Annotated in this window: 15 protein-coding genes; 3 read left to right on the plus strand and 12 right to left on the minus strand. The window is 65.5% G+C overall.

The genetic code is table 11. The features are described from left to right. The first annotated feature begins 5 nt into the window (after window positions 1-5). On the plus strand, window positions 6-458 hold the full coding sequence (locus AKN83_RS05735; RefSeq protein WP_026192554.1) for a cupin domain-containing protein: 453 nt from the start codon (window positions 6-8) through the stop codon (window positions 456-458). 114 nt (window positions 459-572) lie between these two features. Here AKN83_RS05735 and AKN83_RS05740 read toward each other — a convergent pair whose 3' ends face one another. From AKN83_RS05740 to AKN83_RS05785, 10 genes are all read right to left on the minus strand, one after another. Continuing rightward, window positions 573-1,814, minus strand: a complete 1,242-nt coding sequence (locus AKN83_RS05740; protein ID WP_050405072.1) for a flavin-dependent oxidoreductase — start codon at window positions 1,812-1,814, stop codon at window positions 573-575. A gap of 310 nt (window positions 1,815-2,124) precedes the next feature. Then, a complete protein-coding gene (locus AKN83_RS05745) occupies window positions 2,125-2,520 on the minus strand; it encodes a RidA family protein (RefSeq protein ID WP_050405073.1) in 396 nt (131 codons plus the stop codon). A gap of 1 nt (window position 2,521) precedes the next feature. After that, entirely contained in the window at window positions 2,522-3,361 is an 840-nt protein-coding gene (locus AKN83_RS05750) for an enoyl-CoA hydratase family protein (protein ID WP_050405118.1), read from the minus strand. Window positions 3,362-3,372: 11 nt separating this feature from the next. Beyond that, window positions 3,373-4,152, minus strand: a complete 780-nt coding sequence (locus AKN83_RS05755; RefSeq protein WP_050405074.1) for an SDR family NAD(P)-dependent oxidoreductase — start codon at window positions 4,150-4,152, stop codon at window positions 3,373-3,375. Next, window positions 4,149-6,464: a bifunctional salicylyl-CoA 5-hydroxylase/oxidoreductase gene (locus AKN83_RS05760; protein ID WP_050405075.1), complete on the minus strand. Its 2,316-nt coding sequence runs from the start codon at window positions 6,462-6,464 to the stop codon at window positions 4,149-4,151. The genes AKN83_RS05755 and AKN83_RS05760 overlap by 4 nt, the downstream gene beginning before the upstream one ends. A gap of 347 nt (window positions 6,465-6,811) precedes the next feature. Next, entirely contained in the window at window positions 6,812-8,335 is a 1,524-nt protein-coding gene (locus AKN83_RS05765; RefSeq protein WP_050405119.1) for a sugar ABC transporter ATP-binding protein, read from the minus strand. A gap of 11 nt (window positions 8,336-8,346) precedes the next feature. Continuing rightward, window positions 8,347-9,468: an SMP-30/gluconolactonase/LRE family protein gene (locus AKN83_RS05770; protein WP_050405076.1), complete on the minus strand. Its 1,122-nt coding sequence runs from the start codon at window positions 9,466-9,468 to the stop codon at window positions 8,347-8,349. Next, window positions 9,468-11,612 carry an ABC transporter permease gene (locus AKN83_RS05775; RefSeq protein ID WP_347336814.1) on the minus strand — a complete coding sequence of 715 codons (2,145 nt, stop codon included), beginning with the start codon at window positions 11,610-11,612 and terminating at the stop codon, window positions 9,468-9,470. Before AKN83_RS05775 ends, AKN83_RS05770 begins: the two co-directional genes overlap by 1 nt. 105 nt (window positions 11,613-11,717) lie before the next feature. Then, window positions 11,718-12,743, minus strand: a complete 1,026-nt coding sequence (locus AKN83_RS05780) for a sugar ABC transporter substrate-binding protein (RefSeq protein WP_063695242.1) — start codon at window positions 12,741-12,743, stop codon at window positions 11,718-11,720. A 75-nt stretch (window positions 12,744-12,818) separates the two neighbouring features. Next, entirely contained in the window at window positions 12,819-13,844 is a 1,026-nt protein-coding gene (locus AKN83_RS05785; protein WP_244521899.1) for an ABC transporter permease, read from the minus strand. A gap of 91 nt (window positions 13,845-13,935) precedes the next feature. On the opposite strand from AKN83_RS05785, the gene AKN83_RS05790 reads away from it, so the two are divergent. Next, a complete protein-coding gene (locus tag AKN83_RS05790; RefSeq protein WP_050405079.1) occupies window positions 13,936-14,931 on the plus strand; it encodes a LysR family transcriptional regulator in 996 nt (331 codons plus the stop codon). 17 nt (window positions 14,932-14,948) lie between these two features. Here the strand turns inward: AKN83_RS05790 and AKN83_RS05795 are convergent, their stop codons facing one another. Beyond that, window positions 14,949-15,800, minus strand: coding sequence for an SDR family NAD(P)-dependent oxidoreductase (locus AKN83_RS05795; protein ID WP_050405080.1), 852 nt, complete (start codon window positions 15,798-15,800; stop codon window positions 14,949-14,951). Window positions 15,801-15,805: 5 nt separating this feature from the next. Beyond that, entirely contained in the window at window positions 15,806-16,363 is a 558-nt protein-coding gene (locus tag AKN83_RS05800; protein WP_050405081.1) for a carboxymuconolactone decarboxylase family protein, read from the minus strand. A gap of 215 nt (window positions 16,364-16,578) precedes the next feature. Here AKN83_RS05800 and ilvD point away from each other — a divergent pair, with 215 nt between their 5' ends. Then, on the plus strand, window positions 16,579-18,423 hold the full coding sequence (gene ilvD, locus AKN83_RS05805) for a dihydroxy-acid dehydratase (RefSeq protein WP_063695201.1): 1,845 nt from the start codon (window positions 16,579-16,581) through the stop codon (window positions 18,421-18,423). Window positions 18,424-18,589 lie beyond the last annotated feature (166 nt).

The following is an 18,589-nucleotide window of genomic DNA, read 5'->3' on the forward strand; positions in this document are numbered from 1 at the left end:
TGACGATGAAAGACGAGATCGCCGGCATCACACGCGCCAATGAGGGCATCCAGGGCATTTCCTGGAGCATCCTCGGCCAGACCTACGTGCCGAAGAGCCGCACCGAGCATTCCTTCTCCTGGCACGCCACCTTCCCGCCGGGCACCTTCGTGCCGCCGCACATCCATCCCGACCAGGACGAGTATCTCTATATCCTCGAAGGCAAGCTCGACTTCATGCTCGACGGCGCCGATGAATCAGCGACACCCGGCGATCTGGTGCGCCTGCCGATGGGCAAGCCGCACGGCATCTTCAACAAGTCCCAGCAACCGGCAAAGACGCTGTTCTGGGTGTCGCCGACCCGCCGGCTGTACGACCTGTTCTGGGCGATCCACAACATGAAGGAGCAGAACCCGGATGACGTGGTGCGGCTCGCCGCCGAGCACAACATCCACTTCCTGCCGCCGCCCCCGGCGTAGGACTTCGCCGTCATTGCGAGGAGCGAAGCGACGAAGCAATCCATCGTTACGCGATCGCTGAAAGATGGATTGCTTCGCTTCGCTCGCAATGACGAGGATAGGCCGCGGAATCCCCTACTGCCGCGCCACCACGCGCGCGGCGAAGCCGGCCTTCGCGGCATAGCCGCGCACGATCGCCTCGCGCGCCTCGTAGTTGAGAATGGTGTCGACGTCGGTAAAGCCCTGCGGCGCGAGTTGCTCGACGGCGTCGATCACGCCCTCCGGTCCGCCGCGCCGGTTGGAGGCGACGATGTCGGCGGTCATCGGCAGCCGCTGCCGCTCATAGGCCGCCAGGGCTTGGCGCGGATGCTCGGCCCGCGCCAGCATGTCGGCGAGGCAGCGTGCATCGAGAATGGCCTGCGACGCGCCGTTCGAGCCGACCGGATACATCGGGTGCGCGGCGTCGCCGAGCAGCGTGACGCTGCCGCTCGACCAATAGGGCAGCGGATCGCGGTCGCAGCACGGATACTCCCAGAACTCAGGCGTCGCGTTGATCAGGCCGGCGAAGTCGACCTGCGGGATCGTGAAGCTCGTGACATAGGGCATCATCTCGTCGCGCCGGCCGGGATTGGACCAGCCCTCGCGGCGCGGCGGCGGCGAGGAGCCGTCGCCGATCCGCACCAGCACCGCCCAGTTGGTGAGGCGGCTTGCCGGGCTCGAGCCCGGCGCGATCGGATAGATCACGGCCTTGGCGTTCAAGCCGCCCGCGATGATCATCGACCGGCCGGTCAGGAAGGCCGGCCAATCGGTGGCGCCGCGCCACAGCATCAAGCCGTTCCAGCACGGCCCGCCTTCATCCGGAAACAGAGTCTGCCGCACCTTGGAGTGGATGCCGTCGGCGCCGATCAGGATGTCGCCGCGCGCGGTGTGTACGTGGCTGCCGCTGCGATCGAAGAAATACGCCGAGACGCCGCCCTCGTCCTGCGTGAAGGAGCCGAGCCGGCAGCCGGTGCGGATCGCATCCGCGCCGAGCCGCTCGATCACGGCCTGATGGATCACGCTTTGCAGGCGGCCGCGATGGATCGAGAATTGCGGCACGTCGTGGCCGGCATCGAGCCCGCGCTTCTCGTGCCAGACCTGCTGGCCATGCCGCGTCAGATAGAACAGCTCATAAGTGCGGATCGCGACGTCGTCGAGCCTGTCGAGCAGACCAAGCCCCGCCAGTTCGCGGATCGCATGCGGCAAGGTGTTGATGCCGACGCCGAGCTCGCGGATCGTCTCCGACTGCTCGTACAGCTCGCAGCTTATGCCGCGCGAGCGCAGCATCAGCGCAGTGGTGAGGCCTCCGATGCCGCCTCCGACGATAATCGCCTTCATCGTCCCTTACTCCACTCACAACAGGACGCGTTTACGCTTGGATACAGGGTCGCATGGCCCGTTGCCCGACCGCAAGCGGCTTTGTCGCCCGGGACCTGGAGTGGCCTGCGATGATTGGGCTTAGGCTTAACGTTGCTTCAGCGAACTCCAATCTATCCCGTCACCCCCGCGCAAAGGCTCCGCCCTTGTCGCTGGAGGAGCGCGGAACGCGCGTCTCGAAGGGTCGACGGCCACAAGCCGGGCCGTGCATCCTTCGAGACGCCGCTTCGCGGCTCCTCAGGATGACGGGATTGGCGACGGCTCATCCTCATCAATCCGGCACCACGGCGATGGCCTGGATTTCCACCTTGGCGCGGTCCTCGATCAGCCCGGCAACCTGGATCGCGGTCATCGCCGGAAAGCGCCGGCCGATCACGTCGCGATAGACCGCGCCGATCTCCTTCAGCCGCGCGGAATATTCCTTGCGGTCGAGCAAGAACCAGGTCATCGACACGATGTGCTCGGGCCCGGCGCCGCCGGCGGCGGCGACCGCGACGATGTTGCGCAGGGTCTGGCCGATCTGCGCGACGAGATCGTCGGTCTCGAACACGCATTGCCCGTTCCAGCCGATCTGGCCCGCGATGAAAATCTGTTTGCCGCGCGCGGCCATGCCGTTGGCGTAGCCGATCGGCTTCGCCCATCCTTCCGGTTGCAGGATCTCGATCATCTCAATTGCCCTCGAAGGCGGGTTTCTGTTTGGCGGCGAAGGCCTCGAAGGCGCGGCGGAAGTCACCCGTCACCATGCAGATCGCCTGCGCCTGCGCTTCCGACTCGATCATCTCGTCGACGCCCATCGCCCATTCCTGGTTGAACATCGTCTTCGTCACGCCATGCGCGAACCACGGCCCGTCCGCGAGCGAGCGCGCCAGCTCGTGCGCGGCGGCGGCAAGCTCCGTTGGCGGCACCAGCCGGTTGTGGAAACCCCAGGCAAAACCTTCGTCGGCACTCATGGCGCGGCCGGTGTAGAGCAGATCGGCGGCGCGGCCCTGCCCGATCACGCGCGGCAACAATCCGCACGCGCCCATGTCGGCGCCGGCGAGGCCGACGCGGGTGAACAGGAAGGCGGTCTTGGCCTGCGGCGTCGCCAGCCTGAGGTCCGACGCCAGCGCCAGCATCGCGCCGGCCCCAGCGCAGATGCCGTCGATCGCAGCGACGATGATCTGCGGGCACTTGCGCATCGCCCGCACCACCTCACCGGTCATCCGGGTGAAGGCGAGCAGGTCCGGCATCCCCATCCGCGTCAACGGCTCGATGATCTCGAACACATCTCCGCCGGAGCAGAAATTGCCCTCGGCGCCGGTCAGCACGATGGCGCGGACATCGGAGGCGTATTTGAGATTGGTGAAGAGGTCGCGCAGCTCTTCATAGGACTCGAAGGTCAACGGGTTCTTCTTGTCCGGCCGGTTCAGCGTGATCGTCGCGACGCGGCCGCTGGCGTCGACCTGCCAGCGGAAGTGCTTTGCGGGATAATCCTTGAACGGACGGAGCTTTGCTTTCATCTCGGACATGATGTGTTCCTTCACCCGGTAAAGACCTCGCCGCCGGCGACAGCGACGGCTTGTCCGTTGATTGACGATGCGCCTTCGGATGCGAGCCAGAGGACGGCGTCGGCGACCTCCTCCGGCGTCACCAGCCGTTGCATCGGATTGACCTTGGCGAGCGCAGCCCGCGCCTCCTGCTCGCTGCGCCCGGTCTTGGCGACGATGTTGGCGGCGGCATCGGCCACCAGCGGCGTGTCGGTATAGCCGGGACAGACCGCATTCACGGTGACGCCGCGCCGCGCATATTCCAGTGCCAGCGAGCGCGTCAGGCCAACGACGCCGTGCTTGGCGGCGACGTAGGCCGACACATAAGCGTAACCCGTGAGGCCCGCGGTCGAGGCCACATTGATCACCCGCCCGCGACCGCGATGCGCCATCCCGGGCAGCACCGTCTGCGTCACCAGGAACACGCTGGAGAGGTTGCTCGCCAGCATATCCGCCCACAGCGCGGTATTCGTCTTGTCAAACGGCGCGCTGCCGGCCTTACCGGCATTGTTGACGAGGATATCGATCGGGCCGGCTGCAGCCTCGATATCGGCGATCCCCCTGGTCACCGCGGCCTCATCAGTCACATCGATCGACACAACGGCGCCAGCCTGCTTGCCGAGCGATGCTGCCGTCGCCTTCAGCGCATCGATCCGGCGCCCGGCAACGCTGACGCGCACGCCGGCCTTCGCGAGTGCGATCGCGGTCGCGGCGCCGATCCCGGAACCGGCACCGGTGACGAGCGCATGGGCGTTCGGCCAGAACCGTGTCATGCCTTCACTCCCGCAGCGGCGCGTTCGAGATGGGCCTCGTATTGCGACTTGCCCGACAGATACTGCTTCGGCCAGGCGATCTGCTTGACGCCGATCTTCGCGGCCTCATGCAGCGTCCATGCGGGATCGGCGAGATGCGGCCGCGCGATGGCGCAGAGATCGGCGCGGCCGGCGGCGATGATCGAGTTGGCGTGATCGGCCTCCGAGATCGCGCCGACCGCGATGGTGGCGATGCCGACCTCGTTGCGGATCTTGTCGGCGAACGGCGTCTGGTACAGCCGGCCATAGATCGGATGGTCGTCGGCCCAGACCTGGCCCGAGGAGCAATCGATCAGGTCGGCACCCGCCGCCTTGAACAGTTTTGCGAAAGCCAGCGCATCCTCGGGCGTGTTGCCGCCCTCGGCCCAGTCGTGACAGGACAGGCGGACCGACATCGGCTTGTCCTCCGGCCACACCGCACGGATCGCGCGAAATACTTCCAGCGGATAACGCGCGCGGTTCTCGATCGATCCGCCATAGTCGTCGGTGCGGCGGTTGGTCAGCGGCGACAGAAAGCTGGACAGCAGATAGCCGTGGGCGCAGTGCAGCTCCAGAATATCGAAGCCGGCGCTGGCGGCGCGCCTGGCGGCAGCGACGAACTGCTCGCGCACCTCGTCCATCTCGGCGCGGCTCATCGGCTCCGGGATCTGGCCATCGGGCAGATAGGGCACCGGTGAGGCCGACACCAGCGGCCAGTTATGGTCAGGCAGCGGCTCGTCCATGCCTTCCCAGGCGACGCGGGTCGAGCCCTTGCGGCCAGCATGGCCGAGCTGGATGCCGATCCGCGCCTCTGAATTGCGGTGCACGAACTCGACGATGCGCTTGTAGGCCACAGCCTGCGCGTCGTTCCACAGACCGCAGCAGCCGGGCGTGATCCGCGCCTCCGGCGAGACGCAGGTCATCTCGGTGAACAGGAGGCCGGCGCCGCCAAGCGCGCGGGAGCCGAAGTGCACCAGGTGAAAATCGTTCGGCACGCCCTCCTCCGCCGAGTACATCGCCATCGGCGAGACGATGATCCGGTTGTGCAGCGACAGGCCACGAATCTGGAACGGCGTCAGCATCGGCGGCGTGACGCGGTCGTTGGTGGCGGGCACGCCGCTGCGCTCTGCAAACCAGCGCTCATAGCCTTCGAGCCAGGTCTTGTCGCGCAGTCGCAGGTTCTCGTGGCTGATGCGCTGCGAGCGGGTCAGCAGCGAGTACATGAACTGCTCCGGCTCGAGCGTGTCGGCGTAGCGTGAGCCGACCACTTCGAACCATTCCATCGCGTTGCGCGCGGCGTTCTGGATCCGCGCCACGTCGACCCGTCGCAGCTCCTCGTAAGCCTTCAGCACGGCCGGAATGCTGTCCTTGGTCGCGCCGTGGATCTTGAACTGGTTGGTCAGCTCGATCGCATCTTCCAGCGCGAGCTTGGTGCCCGAGCCGATCGCGAAATGCGCGGTATGGGCGGCATCGCCCATCAGCACGACATGGCTGTTGCCGTTGAACGCGGTCCACTTGCCGCAGATCAGCCGCGGAAACGACAGCCAGGCCGAACCGCGCAGATGCCGCGCGTTGGAGACCAGATGATGCCCCTCGAGGATTTCCGCGAACACCTTCTCGCAGAAGGCGATGGACTCGGCCTGATCCATCTTGTCGAGGCCGTGGGCGAAATAGGCCTCCTCGGTTGTCTCGACGATGAAGGTCGCCGCGCCCTCCTCGAACTTGTAGATGTGCGCCTGGAACCAGCCATGCTCGGTCTTGCGGAAGTCGAAGGTGAAGGCATCGAAGGGACGGTTGGTGCCGAGCCAGATATAGCGGTTCGGCCGCATCAGCATGTCGGGCTGGAAAGTCTCGGCGTATTTGGCGCGGATCTTCGAGTTCACGCCGTCGCAGGCCACGATCAGGTCGGCGTCGGGGAATTCGAGGTCGGAATCGACCTCGCGTTCGAAGATCAATTCGACGCCGAGTTCCTCGGCCCGCGCTTGCAGGATATTGAGCAGCCGCTTGCGGCCGATGCCAACGAAGCCATGGCCGGTGGTGCGCATCCGCCGGCCCTTGATCAGGACCTCGATGTCATCCCAGTGGTTGAAGGCCTGCTCGATCGCGTCGGCGGTGACTGGGTCCCATTTGCGCATGTTGTCCATGGTCGCATCGGAAAACACCACGCCGAAGCCGAACGTGTCGTAGGGCCGGTTGCGCTCGACCACCGAGATCTGGTGCGCGGGATCCAGCATCTTCATCAGGACGCCGAAGTAGAGCCCGGCCGGCCCGCCTCCAATGCAAACGATGCGCATGGCGTTCTCCCGTTGGCTTCGGCAGATCGGGCAGGTTCCTGCCGTTGGCCGACGCGGCATATTATTTTATACTTAAAATAATTGTCAAGGCCGGGGTGAGCCACGCCCACGGCTGTCATCGCCCGGCCTTGACCGGGCGATCCAGTATTCCGGAGGCAGTCGTGATTGAACCGATAGGCCGCGGCGTACCGGATCGCCCGCCTTCGCGGGCGATGACAGCGGGGATACGCCGGTCATTGCGGGCAGCCCAAAGGGCTGAGCCCGGAATCCGTGCGCGGCGCAATGGATTCCGTACTCTCGCTTCGCGAGCCCCGGAATGACGAGAGGGAGAGGTCCGCCGCGCGGCCTCAATGCACCGCGGCGTACAGGATCTTGTCCTGGGTTGCATCCGCCGCGTCGAACTCGGCGACGATGCGGCCGGTGCGGGCAACCAGGATGCGGTCGGAGACGGCGAGGATCTCCGGCAGATACGACGAGATCACCACCACCGCCTTGCCCTCGTCGGCGAGGCGGCGGATTTCGCCGTGGATGTGCGGGATGGTGCCGACGTCGACGCCGCGCGTCGGCTCGTCGAAGAAGATGATCGACGGCTCCTGCACCAGCGTCTTGGCCAGCACAACCTTCTGCTGGTTGCCGCCGGACAGCTCGATGATCCTGGCCTTGCGCTGCAACGCGCTGATCTTGAGCCGGTCGACCCAGTAACTGGCGAGCTTGCTGCGCTTGGCTCGCGACAGCAGCAAGCTCCAGCCCTTCCGCGTGGCGAGGCTGCCGATATAGACGTTGTCGTCGACCACCATGGTCTCGAAGAAGCCGTTGGCCTTGCGGTCCTCGGTGATGTAGGCGATGCCGTCATTGATCGCCTGTCGCGGCACGCGATAGCGGATCGGTTTGCCGCGCAGCCGGATGGTGCCGCCATTGACCAGGTTGCGCTTCAGCGCGCCGTAGACGATCTTGGCGATCTCGGTGCGGCCGGAGCCGATCAGGCCGGCGATGCCGACCACCTCGCCGGCATAGACCGAGAACGACATGTTCTTGACCGCCATGCCCATGGTGACGTTCTCGACCGTCAGCACCTTCTCGCGACGCTGATGGGTCTTCGCTTTGCCGCCGTAGACCGCCTGCGCGACCTCGCGCCCGACCATATGCTGCACCAGCGCGTCGCGCGTGAGCTGCTTGGCGGGTGCCGTAATCACCAGCTTGCCGTCGCGCAGCACGGTGATGCGGTCGGCGATCTGCAGCGATTCCTCCAGCGCGTGCGAGATGTAGATGATCGAGACGCCGCGGGCGCGCAGGTCGCGCACCAGATGGAAGAAGTGGACGATCTCCTCCGGGGTCAGCGACGCGGTCGGCTCGTCGAAGATGATGATGCGCGCCTTGTTGTAGATCGCGCGCGCGATCTCAACCATCTGCTTCTTGGCAGTGCCGAGCAGCGCCACCGGCGTAGCCGGATCGACGTGGAAATTGAGCGACTGAAGCAGTTGCTGCGCCTGGATGTTCAGGGTGCGGAAGCGCGTCAGGAGCTTCTCGTTGCCGAGCTCGATGTTCTGCGCCGCGGTCATGGTCGGCACCAGGCTGGTCTCCTGATAGACCATGCAGATGCCGGCATCGAGCGCGTCGCGCGGCTGCTCGAAATTGGCGGGTTTGCCGTCGAGCAGATAATCGCCGGAGGTGAGGTTGATCGCGCCCGCGATCGCCTTGCACAGCGTCGATTTGCCGGCGCCGTTCTCGCCGACCAGCGCATGTACTTCGCCGGGATAAAGATCGAAATTCACTCCCTCGATGGCATGCACACCGCCGTATATCTTGGAGCCGTTGCTGATCCGCAGCACCGGCTCGCGGGTTGCGGATTGGGTGGCGGGCGCCGCCTGCATCACGCCGTCATTCATCGCAGCTCTCCCGTGTAGCGCAGCAGCCGTCCGGCGCCGCGCGCCGCGATCACGATGCCCGACGGCGTCGCGCAGGCGGCGGTGATACCGTGGAAGCGACCGCCGGCGCGGCTGTGCAGGCTGTCGCTGGCCTCCCCCTCGGCGTCGAGATGCACCAGCAGGCCATAGGAGCGCGGCGGCGCCCAGGGCTTCTGGATGCCGAGCGCCTTTACCCCGCCGATCTGCATCGGCTCCAGGCAATCGCTGCCGCCGGCGAGCGCCGGCGCCACCCAGTATTCGGGCGGCATCGTCGCCATCATCTCCTCGCGGAAGTCGTCTTCCTTGAGCACGAACTCGATCAGATGCGTGCGGCGCGCAAACATGCCGAGCAGCACCCCGCCATGGCCGTCCGGATGCAGCCGTGCCGGATAGCCCGGCATGTTGGCGGCGATGGTCTCGCGCGGACCAAGCCCAGCGCCAGTTAGTGCGAACCGGCTGAGGCGATGCCCCCAGCTCTCGGTGAGCCACAGGCTCTTGCCGTCGGCCGAAACCATCACGCCGTAGGGATATGGCAGGTCGCGCAACAGCACCTGGGGATTGTCGAGGCCAGCGCCGCAGCTGATCAGACGGCCACCGGCACGCTTCTCCATCAGGTCGTGCCTCCACTCGCTCGGGCGGCGGCCGGCGCTGCCTTCGACGGCGTAGATGCGGCCATCGGGTGCCGCGGTGACCGACAGCAGCCCGGCGAGCGCACCGCCGCCGGCGGCCTCCAGCCAGCGCGGCGCGGGCTTGGCGGGATCGATCGCGGCAAGCCCTCTGCCCGCGACGCAGACCAGAAGGCGGCCGTCCGGATGCAGCGCGAGCCCGCCGGCCTCATCCTCGAACTCGGCAATCACCGTGCGATTGGAGAAATCCGCGCCGCTGAGCTTCAGCACTTGACGGCCGGCGGAAACGAAGATCGCGCCGTCGCCGGCGGCGATGACGTCGTCGACGCCGGGTAGCGGCTCGCCGATCGGCATCGCGGTGTCGAGCCGGTCGTTCGGGCTCAGCGCGCCGTCGAGCGGCGGGATCGCGTTCTGGCCGCCGTCGCGGTCGATGACGCTGCGGATGTCGCGCAGCAGATGATCGAAAAAACCCATTACTTCGTCACCCTGCCTGTTACCCGACTCTTGGCGCCCCAATAGGCATCGTAGCCGGTCCAGCTGTCGTCGACGCCGTCGAGCTTGATGCGGCCGATGCGGTTGTTCTCGAGCCCGCCGAGATAGAGATAGCCCTGATGCTCGCGCATCGAGGTCAGGGTCGAGTGCGAGATGCCGGTCGGGTCCCACCACGACTCCAGCGCCTCGCCCTTCTCGTTGAACTTCAGCACGCAGCCATGGTTGAGCGCCGGCGCCAGCCACTCGTCGGTCGGCACCTGCTTGACCATGCGCAACCGGAAGCCGGGTTTTCGCGCCGCAAGGTCGAAGGTGGGCGTGCGGATGCCGACCAGCGCCAGCCAGTAGGTGCCGTCGGAGGCGCGGTTGATGTTGTCGGGGTTGCCCGGCAACTCGTCCATCAGCACTTCGGTCTTGCCCTTGTTCGGCCCCTCGATCCAGTGGCGGAAGATCTTGCATAACGAAGTCGACGCAATCAGGATCGACTTGCCGTCATGGGAGACGCAGATCCCGTTCGGGAAATAGAAGTGGTTGATCACCGTGCGCGTGGTCTTGGTCGCCGGATCGTAGCAGACGACGCGGCCGTTCGGCCGGCCCTCGAGGATGTCGAGGGTGTTGGTGGTCATCTCGTAGCGCGTGGTGCAGTCGCTGAAATAGATCTTGCCGTCGGGCGCGATGTCGAGATCGTCGGCCATGCGCAGGCGCGAGTCATCGTTCAGCTTGTACCAGGTGCGATTGGTCTCGTCGGTGACCTTGAAGATGCGACCATCGGGCGCGACGCCGTAGACGCCCATGCCGGCGACCGCGACGATCAGATTCTCGTCGCGATCGAACTGCATGCCGAGCGGCCGCCCGCCGATATGGGCGAACACCTCGCGGGTCTCGAAGTTCGGCCCGGAGAAGCGGATCACATTGCCGTCGCGGGTCGAGCCGTACAACCGGCCCTGACGGTCGAGGATGACATCCTCGGGCCCCTCGACCTGGTCGACGCCGATCGCCTGTGCGTTGATCAGCCGGTCGTTCTGCGCGTAGGGCGAGGCCGCGCCCGGCTGCACCGCGGGCGCCGAGGCCAGCGGCACGAAGGCCGGATTGACGTAGATCTTCTGGATCGCCTTGCCGCGGTTCTTCGACCATTTGACGTCGATGCCCACGGCCGCGAGCAGGATCATGCCGGTCACCGCCGAGGTGACGTAGCCCGGGATGCCCATGCGCACGAGACCATTGATCAGAAGGAAGATGATCAGCGCGCCGATCATCGCCCGCCACACCGTGCCCTTGCCGCCGGCCAGCGACACGCCGCCGAGCACCACGGCGGTCAGCGCCTGGAATTCCCAGCCCACGCCGGTGGTGGAATCCGTCGAAGCCTGGCGCGCGGCGTAGAAGATGCCACTCGCCGCGCACAGTGTGCCCGACAGCACATAGGTCATGAACAGCATCAGCCGGACGCGGATGCCGGCGTGGCGCGCTGCCTTGCGGCTGGCACCGATCGCGGTGAGATGCCAGCCATAGCGCGAGCGCGACAGGAAGATGTGGCAGATCAAAAGCACCACGAACAGCGTCGCGGCATTGACGGGAATGCCGAGCACGCTGCCGCCGCCGATGAAGTCCCAGGCGTCGCTCTCGACCGAATTGGTCGCGAACACCTGGGCGTAGCTGGTGTTGAGCAGATTGACCGAGGCGCGCAGGATGATCAGCGTCACCAGCGTGGTCAGGAACGGCCGCGTCTTCAGGAAGCCGATCAAAAAGCCGTTGATGCTGCCGAGCAGCGCACCGACCAGAAGCGTCGCCGGCACGGCCAGGCCCACCGGCCATTCTCGCACCAGCAGGAAGTAGAGCGCCGCGAAATTGCACAGCGCGAAGATCGCGCCGACCGAAAGGTCGATGCCGCCGGTGACGAGGCAGAAGCCCATCGCCAGCGCGACGAAGCCGAATTCGGCGAACAGCCGCAGCAGCGACACCGAGTTCTGCACCGAGGCGTAATCGGGAATGGTGAGCGCGAAATACGCCCACAGCCCGATCATCACCGTGAAGGGAACGACCGGCTCGAACCACTGTTTCAGCAACAGCTCCGACAGCAGGAGCCGGGGTGAGAACCGCCGCACCGATGCGGAAAAGGAATCAACTGCCATCGACATCGCCAAAGCACTCCCTGATCCGGTTTCGACGTTTCCGGATTCTGACCCTTGATACAGCCGGCGCGGGAATGCCCCCCGCGCCGGCTGTCTCGCGCCTTGTTAGTTTTTCTTGGGTAGCGCGAAGCAGGTGCCGCCGAGCGAGGCGTTCGACTTATCGATCCAGATCGGCCGCGTGTAATAGGACAGGTTCTTCGTGCCGGGCTTGTCGCCGGACATCAGCAGCGTCTCGGCTGCGAACATCAGGTCGTGGCCCTGCTCGGTCGCCTTGTAGCTGAGGAATTTGCTGAAATTGCCTGACGTGACCTGGTCGCAATCGAGCTGCGAGCCCTCGCCCGAGGCGAACACCTTCACATCGTCGATCTTGCCGGCATTGCGGATCGCCTGCGCGGCGCCCGATTCCATGATGCCCCAGAAGCCGATCGAGGCGCAGAGATCGGGATGCTGCTGGATCACGGTGGCGGTGACGTTGAGCGCAGTGTTGGCATCCCAGTTCGCCGCCTGGTTCGACACTACCTTGATGTTGGGATCCTTGTTCAAGATCTCCATGATGGCGCCGACCTGATCGACGCTGGCGGCTGCAGTCAATTCGCCCTGCACGATCTGCACCTTGCCGGACTTGCCGGAACCGGTGCCGCACGCCTTGACGGTTTCGTTCGCGAGCATCCTGCCGATCTCGCGCCAGTCGACGCCGACAAAGGCGCCGGACTTGTAGTTCGAGGCCATGTTGACCTGGATCACATGGGTGCCCTGGGCCTCGGCGCGCTTCAGATCCTTCATCAAGAGCGTCACGCTCGGATTCTGCACGATCAGGACATCGGGCTTCTGGTCGACCAGCGCGGTCAGCGCCTGCTGCATGGCGGACGGATTGTTGTTGGGGTCGCGCACGATGTATTTCATGCCGCGCCACTCGGCCTCTTCCTGCACCACGCGGCCCCACTCGTCGGAGAGCGGCACGCCGAGCGCGATCGGCAGGTAGGCGATGGTCTTGCCCTGCAGCGACTTGTCATAGGCGGCGCGCAGCTCGCGCCCGGCCTTGGTGCCTTCCTCCTGCGCCGATGCCGCAAACGGCATCGCGGCCACCGCCACCCCGGCAAGCAGCATCGTCCAGAACTTGATCGTCTTCATCGTCTCCTCCACACAAAATTCTTTTGATTGATTGGGTTTCTTTTTGATTGGCACGGCGCGCTCAGTCGCCTTGTTTCAGTCGCCTTGCCGCGCGGTCTCCTCGTCACGGGGGTGCAGCCAGTTGTCGAGCACGATCGCGGCAAGCAGCACCACGCCCTTGATGATGTTCTGCACCTCGCTGTTGACGTCCATGATGGTGAAGGCGTTGAGCAGCGTGCCGATCAGGATGCAGCCCACCACGACGCTGAACACGCTGCCGCGGCCGCCGATCAGGCTGATGCCGCCGATTACGACGACCAGCACGACGTCGAAGATCATGGTCCCTTGCGTGATCGCCATCTGCATGCTGCCCGTGGTGCCAACCCAGACCAGCCCTGCAATCCAGGCGAGCAGCGCAACCAGCACGTGCTCCAGCACGATCAGCGGACGGAGGGGAATTCCGGTCAGCCGCGCGGCCTCCGGATTGTCGCCCTGCGCATAGATGAAGCGGCCGATCGAGGTACGCGACAGGAACAAGTGCATCGCGATCGCGCAGACCGCGAACACCAGGATCGGAACCGGTATGCCGAACAGCCGTCCGGCGCCGAGATACATCAGGCCCGGCGCGTCCTTCGGCGCGTAGACCACCCAGGCCGGCGCGATCCAGAACGCGAGGCCATAGATCACGAAGCCGGCGGCCAGCGTCACGAACAGCGCTGGTGCCTCCACAAAGGCGACCATGACGCCATTGACGACGCCGATCAGCACCGCGATGGCCAGCGCCAACAGCACTGCCGTGAAAACAGGCATGCCGTTCTGCATGTAGATCAGCGCGATCGCCCAGGAACCCGCCATGATCGCGACCTCGGACAGATCGATGCCGCGGCTGATCACGATCAGCCCCATGCCGAGGCCGAGCACGCCGAGGATGGAAATGCTGCGCAGCAGATTCAGGAGATTGGAGACGGTGGCAAAACCGTTCAGGGTCAGGCCGAACACGACCAGAAGCGCGATCGTGATCAGGAGCACGATCTGCTCCTGGCTCGGTTTTGCAAACATTGAGCCCGAGCGAGATGATGCCGCAGGGACAGCAACGCCGCGCGATGGCGATTGCACGCTCATCGTTTCCTCCAGGTATTATTTTGCTTGAGACTTTAAGAGTGCCAACTCATATTCGTCAAATGCATTCGACGGATACGGATTGATTATTTCCATGCATGTACGCGACATCGATCTGAACCTGTTCGTCGTGTTCGACGCGATTTACACCGAGGGCGGCGTCAGCCGCGCCTGCTTCCGCCTCAACCTGACCCAGCCCGCTGTGAGCCATGCGCTGAGCCGGCTGCGCGCAATGTTCGACGATCCGCTGTTCGTGCGCCGGCATCACGTGATGACGCCGACCCCGCTGGCGCGCCAGATCATCACCACCGTGCGTCAGGCGCTCAACGGCCTCGAGACGACGCTGACCCACACCAACCGCTTCGATCCGGCGAAGACGCCAAAGCGGTTCGTGATCGGACTGCGCAACAATCTGGAAGCGCCGATGCTGAGCGCGCTGATCAACCGGATCAGCGCGGTCGCGCCGCTGGTCGAGATCGCCACCGTTCGCAGCGAGCGCAACAATCTGGAGCGCGAGCTTGCCGCCGGCACGCTGGACGTCGCGATCGATACGCTGCTGCCGCTCTCGACCGAGGTACGGCGCGAGCAGATCCTGACCGAACATATCGCGGTGTTCGCCCGGCGCGACCATCCCGAGCTCCGTACCCGGCTCGACAAGAAGGCCTATCTGCGCATGGAGCATGTCTGCGTGACGTCGCGGCGCAGCGGCGTGTCATTCGAGGACTTCCAGCTCCAGCGGCTAGGCCTGACGCGCACCGTGCGCCTGACCTGCCAGAATTTCGCGACCGCCTGCCATGTCGTGAGCCGCAGCAACATGCTGCTGACGGCGTCGGAGAGCGCCGCCTCGGTGCTGGAGGATCCCGGGCTGTTGCAGTGCTTCCCCTGCCCGTTCCCGATCAGCCCGCACGTCAACTATCTCTATTGGCATGCCACCGCCGAGGGCGACACTACCAATCAGTGGCTGCGCGAGCAGCTGCGCGCCGCGGCAGTGCTGCTCGCAGGCAGCCGCTTCAGCAAGAAGAACCGCCGCGCGGTCAAGGTGCGCCCCAAGGTGGGCATTCCGGTCCCGACCAGCCTCGCCGCGGAGTAGCGGCGGAGTCAGTTAGGCTAGAGTCCGCTCAGGCCGCTGTCCACCGCGAGCGTCTGCGCGGTGACATAGACGCTTTCGTCCGACATGAAGAACAGCACGGCATAGGCGATCTCCCACGCCGTCGCCTGGCGGCCGAACGGAACATTCCCCTTGCCGCGCGACGGCCGGCCGGCGCCGGCCTCGCGGCCATTCGGCGTGTCGACGAGGCCGGGATAGACCAGGTTGGCGCGGATGCCGCGCCGCGCGCCGCTATGCGCGATGTTGCGCATCAAGCCGCCGAGCGCGGCCTTGGAGGAATCGTAGACCGCCATCTGCGATCCCGCCTTCAGCGCCGCGATCGAGGAGATGAAGACGATCGAGCCGCCATCGGCGAATTTCGGCAATGCCGCGCGGCAGCACAGCATCGGGCCACGGACGTTGACGTCGTAGATCCTGTTCCATTCCTCCGCGCTGACATTGTCGAGCCCGGTCTTGCCGAAGGTGCCGATGTTCAGCACCATGCCATCGAGCCCGCCCATGGCGTGATGAGCTTCATCAATCATCCTGATGACGTCGGCCTCCCTGGTGACGTCGGCGGCGATCGCGAAGCCGCGGCCGCCGTCGGCGGCGATGCGCGCCACCGTGTCCTCGGCGGAGCCGCGGTTGAGATCGGCGACGGCGACATGCGCGCCCTCGCGCGCGAACAACAGGCTCATGGCGCGGCCGTTGCCGATCGGGTCGGTCGCGGCATCGAACACGCGCTGGCCGCCGCCGACCACCAGGATGCGGCGGCCATTCAGCCGTCCCCTGCCCGGCGCCGCGCCCGACGATTCCACACTCAGGGGGCGGACATAACGCTCCGGTTTGGGGTCTTGCGACGTCTCCGACATCCGGATCAACCCCGCTTCTTGCCGCCTTCGAACACGGCCATGCCGGCGGCCGGATCGAGATCGGTCTCGGTCGCCTCCGTCAGCCGCGCCATCATCATGTAGAAGCCGAGCGTGACGATCGCCTCGACGATCTCCTGGTCGCTGAAATGCTCGCGCATGGCGGCGAAGGCAGCATCGCCGACCCGGACCTTCTCGACCACCTCGCGGCCGAAGCCAAGCAGCGCGCGCTCGGCAGCGTCGAGCGCAGCGTCGTCGTAATTGCCGCGCTCGACGGCATCGATCTGCGCCTGCGTCACGCCGACGCCGAGCGCGATCGGCACGTGCTGGCGCCATTCATAGGCACCGCCCTCGAGCTGCGCCGCCTGCAGGATCAAGAGCTCGCGATTGACCGCCGACAGCTTCTGTTTGTGCAGGATCGAATTGCCAAGCCGCATCGCCGGGATCATGTTGGCCTCGGCATGAGCCATCATGCGGAAGATGTTGAGCTTGACCGGCATGCGGTCGAACGCAGCGCGGATGTCTCCGCTCGTGGTCTCCGGATCAATTAGAGGCAGCCTTGCCACGCGTCTCTCCCTTTTTTGCTTGTTCGTTGTTCTTGCTGTCCGTGCGTCCACCTAATGCACCGGGCCGACCGAGATCAAGCCGGCCGCCCGGCATTGCCCGAATTGCGGGGTTCAGCCATGCGGTTCCGCGCTTGAATCGACGCGCTCGGGCGGGCATAAGGGCTGCCATCTCCTTAAAAAATGGCCATAGCCCAAGGATTTGAGAAGGATTTACGATGCCCGCCTATCGCTCCCGCACAACCACCCACGGCCGCAACATGGCGGGTGCACGCGGCCTCTGGCGCGCCACCGGCATGAAGAACGAGGATTTCGGCAAGCCGATCATCGCGGTGGTCAATTCGTTCACCCAGTTCGTGCCCGGCCATGTCCATCTGCAGAATCTCGGCCAGCTCGTCGCGCGCGAGATCGAGAAGGCCGGCGGAGTGGCAAAAGAGTTCAACACCATCGCAGTCGACGACGGCATCGCGATGGGCCATGACGGCATGCTCTACAGCCTGCCCTCGCGCGAGCTGATCGCCGACAGCGTCGAATACATGGTCAACGCGCATTGCGCCGACGCGATGGTCTGCATCTCCAACTGCGACAAGATCACGCCCGGCATGCTGATGGCGACGCTGCGCCTCAACATCCCGACCGTGTTCGTCTCGGGCGGCCCGATGGAATCCGGCAAGATCCTGCTCAAGGGCAAGAAGCGCGCGGTCGACCTGATCGACGCGATGGTTGCCGCGGCCGACTCCAACGTGTCGGACGAAGAGGTCGAGGTGATCGAGCGCTCGGCCTGTCCGACCTGCGGCTCCTGCTCCGGCATGTTCACCGCCAACTCGATGAACTGCCTGACCGAGGCGCTCGGCCTCGCGCTGCCCGGCAACGGCTCGGTGCTGGCGACCCATGCCGACCGCAAGAGCCTGTTCGTCGAGGCCGGCCATCTGATCGTCGACCTCGCCCGCCGCTATTACGAGCAGGACGACGCCAAGGTGCTGCCGCGCAACATCGCGAACTTCAAGTCGTTCGAGAACGCGATGACGCTCGACATCGCAATGGGCGGCTCGACCAACACCGTGCTGCACCTGCTCGCCGCCGCGCGCGAGGGCGAAGTGCCGTTCACGATGGCCGACATCGACCGCCTGTCGCGCAAGGTGCCGGTGCTGTGCAAGGTCGCGCCCTCGGTGCAGGATGTCCACATGGAGGACGTGCATCACGCCGGCGGCATCATGGCGATCCTCGGCGAGCTCGACCGCGCCAAACTGCTCACGACCGACGGGCCGACCGTGCATGCCGCAACGCTCGATGACGCGCTGAACCGCTGGGACGTGGTGCGGACCACGAGCGACAAGGTGCGCAACTTCTACCGCGCCGCGCCCGGCGGCGTGCCGACCCAGGAAGCCTTCAGCCAGGACCGCCGCTTCGACGAGGTCGATCTCGATCGCGCCGAGGGCGTCATCCGCAACGCCGAGCACGCCTATTCCAAGGACGGCGGCCTCGCCGTGCTGTTCGGCAACCTCGCCGAGGACGGCTGCATCGTGAAGACCGCTGGCGTCGACCAGAGCATTCTGAAGTTCTCCGGTCCGGCTCGCATCTTCGAGAGCCAGGACGCCTCGGTCGACGCCATCCTGACCAACAAGGTCAAGGCCGGCGATGTCGTGCTGATCCGCTATGAAGGTCCGCGCGGCGGCCCGGGGATGCAGGAGATGCTCTATCCGACCAGCTATCTGAAGTCGAAGGGCCTCGGAAAGGCCTGCGCGCTGATCACCGACGGCCGCTTCTCGGGCGGCTCGTCCGGCCTTTCGATCGGCCACGTCTCGCCGGAAGCCGCCGAAGGCGGCCTGATCGGCCTCGTCGAGGAAGGCGATATCATCGAGTTCGACATCCCGAACCGCAAGGTCAACCTCAAGGTCGACGATGCCGAGCTGAAGCGCCGCCGCGCGGCGATGGAGGCCAAGGGCAATGCGGCGTGGAAGCCGGCCGCGCCACGCAAGCGTGCTGTCTCGACCGCGCTGAAGGCCTATGCAGCGTTCGCAAGCAGCGCGGCGAAGGGCGCGGTGCGCATCCTGCCGGAGTGATCAGCAGCGAGCTGAGCTCGACGATTCACCGCAGAGGAGCGAGGTGGCTCCTCTTGCGTCATTGCGAGCGCAGCGAAGCAATCCATCTGTCCGCACATGCGGGATCGTGGATTGCTTCGTCGCTGCTCCTCGCAATGACGACACGGCACATGGGGTCGCAGGCCAA

The organism is Bradyrhizobium embrapense, assembly GCF_001189235.2.
GTDB lineage: Bacteria > Pseudomonadota > Alphaproteobacteria > Rhizobiales > Xanthobacteraceae > Bradyrhizobium > Bradyrhizobium embrapense.

Coding starts and splice junctions, on each gene's coding strand:
- AKN83_RS05760 (WP_050405075.1), bottom strand. CDS start 6,464: ATGCGCATCGTTTGCATTGGAGGCGGGCCGGCCGGGCTCTACTTCGGC.
- AKN83_RS05795 (WP_050405080.1), bottom strand. CDS start 15,800: ATGTCGGAGACGTCGCAAGACCCCAAACCGGAGCGTTATGTCCGCCCC.
- AKN83_RS05740 (WP_050405072.1), bottom strand. CDS start 1,814: ATGAAGGCGATTATCGTCGGAGGCGGCATCGGAGGCCTCACCACTGCG.
- AKN83_RS05770 (WP_050405076.1), bottom strand. CDS start 9,468: ATGGGTTTTTTCGATCATCTGCTGCGCGACATCCGCAGCGTCATCGAC.
- AKN83_RS05745 (WP_050405073.1), bottom strand. CDS start 2,520: ATGATCGAGATCCTGCAACCGGAAGGATGGGCGAAGCCGATCGGCTAC.
- AKN83_RS05785 (WP_244521899.1), bottom strand. CDS start 13,844: ATGAGCGTGCAATCGCCATCGCGCGGCGTTGCTGTCCCTGCGGCATCA.
- AKN83_RS05755 (WP_050405074.1), bottom strand. CDS start 4,152: ATGACACGGTTCTGGCCGAACGCCCATGCGCTCGTCACCGGTGCCGGT.
- ilvD (WP_063695201.1), top strand. CDS start 16,579: ATGCCCGCCTATCGCTCCCGCACAACCACCCACGGCCGCAACATGGCG.
- AKN83_RS05775 (WP_347336814.1), bottom strand. CDS start 11,612: ATGGCAGTTGATTCCTTTTCCGCATCGGTGCGGCGGTTCTCACCCCGG.
- AKN83_RS05780 (WP_063695242.1), bottom strand. CDS start 12,743: ATGAAGACGATCAAGTTCTGGACGATGCTGCTTGCCGGGGTGGCGGTG.
- AKN83_RS05735 (WP_026192554.1), top strand. CDS start 6: ATGAAAGACGAGATCGCCGGCATCACACGCGCCAATGAGGGCATCCAG.
- AKN83_RS05750 (WP_050405118.1), bottom strand. CDS start 3,361: ATGTCCGAGATGAAAGCAAAGCTCCGTCCGTTCAAGGATTATCCCGCA.
- AKN83_RS05790 (WP_050405079.1), top strand. CDS start 13,936: ATGCATGTACGCGACATCGATCTGAACCTGTTCGTCGTGTTCGACGCG.
- AKN83_RS05765 (WP_050405119.1), bottom strand. CDS start 8,335: ATGCAGGCGGCGCCCGCCACCCAATCCGCAACCCGCGAGCCGGTGCTG.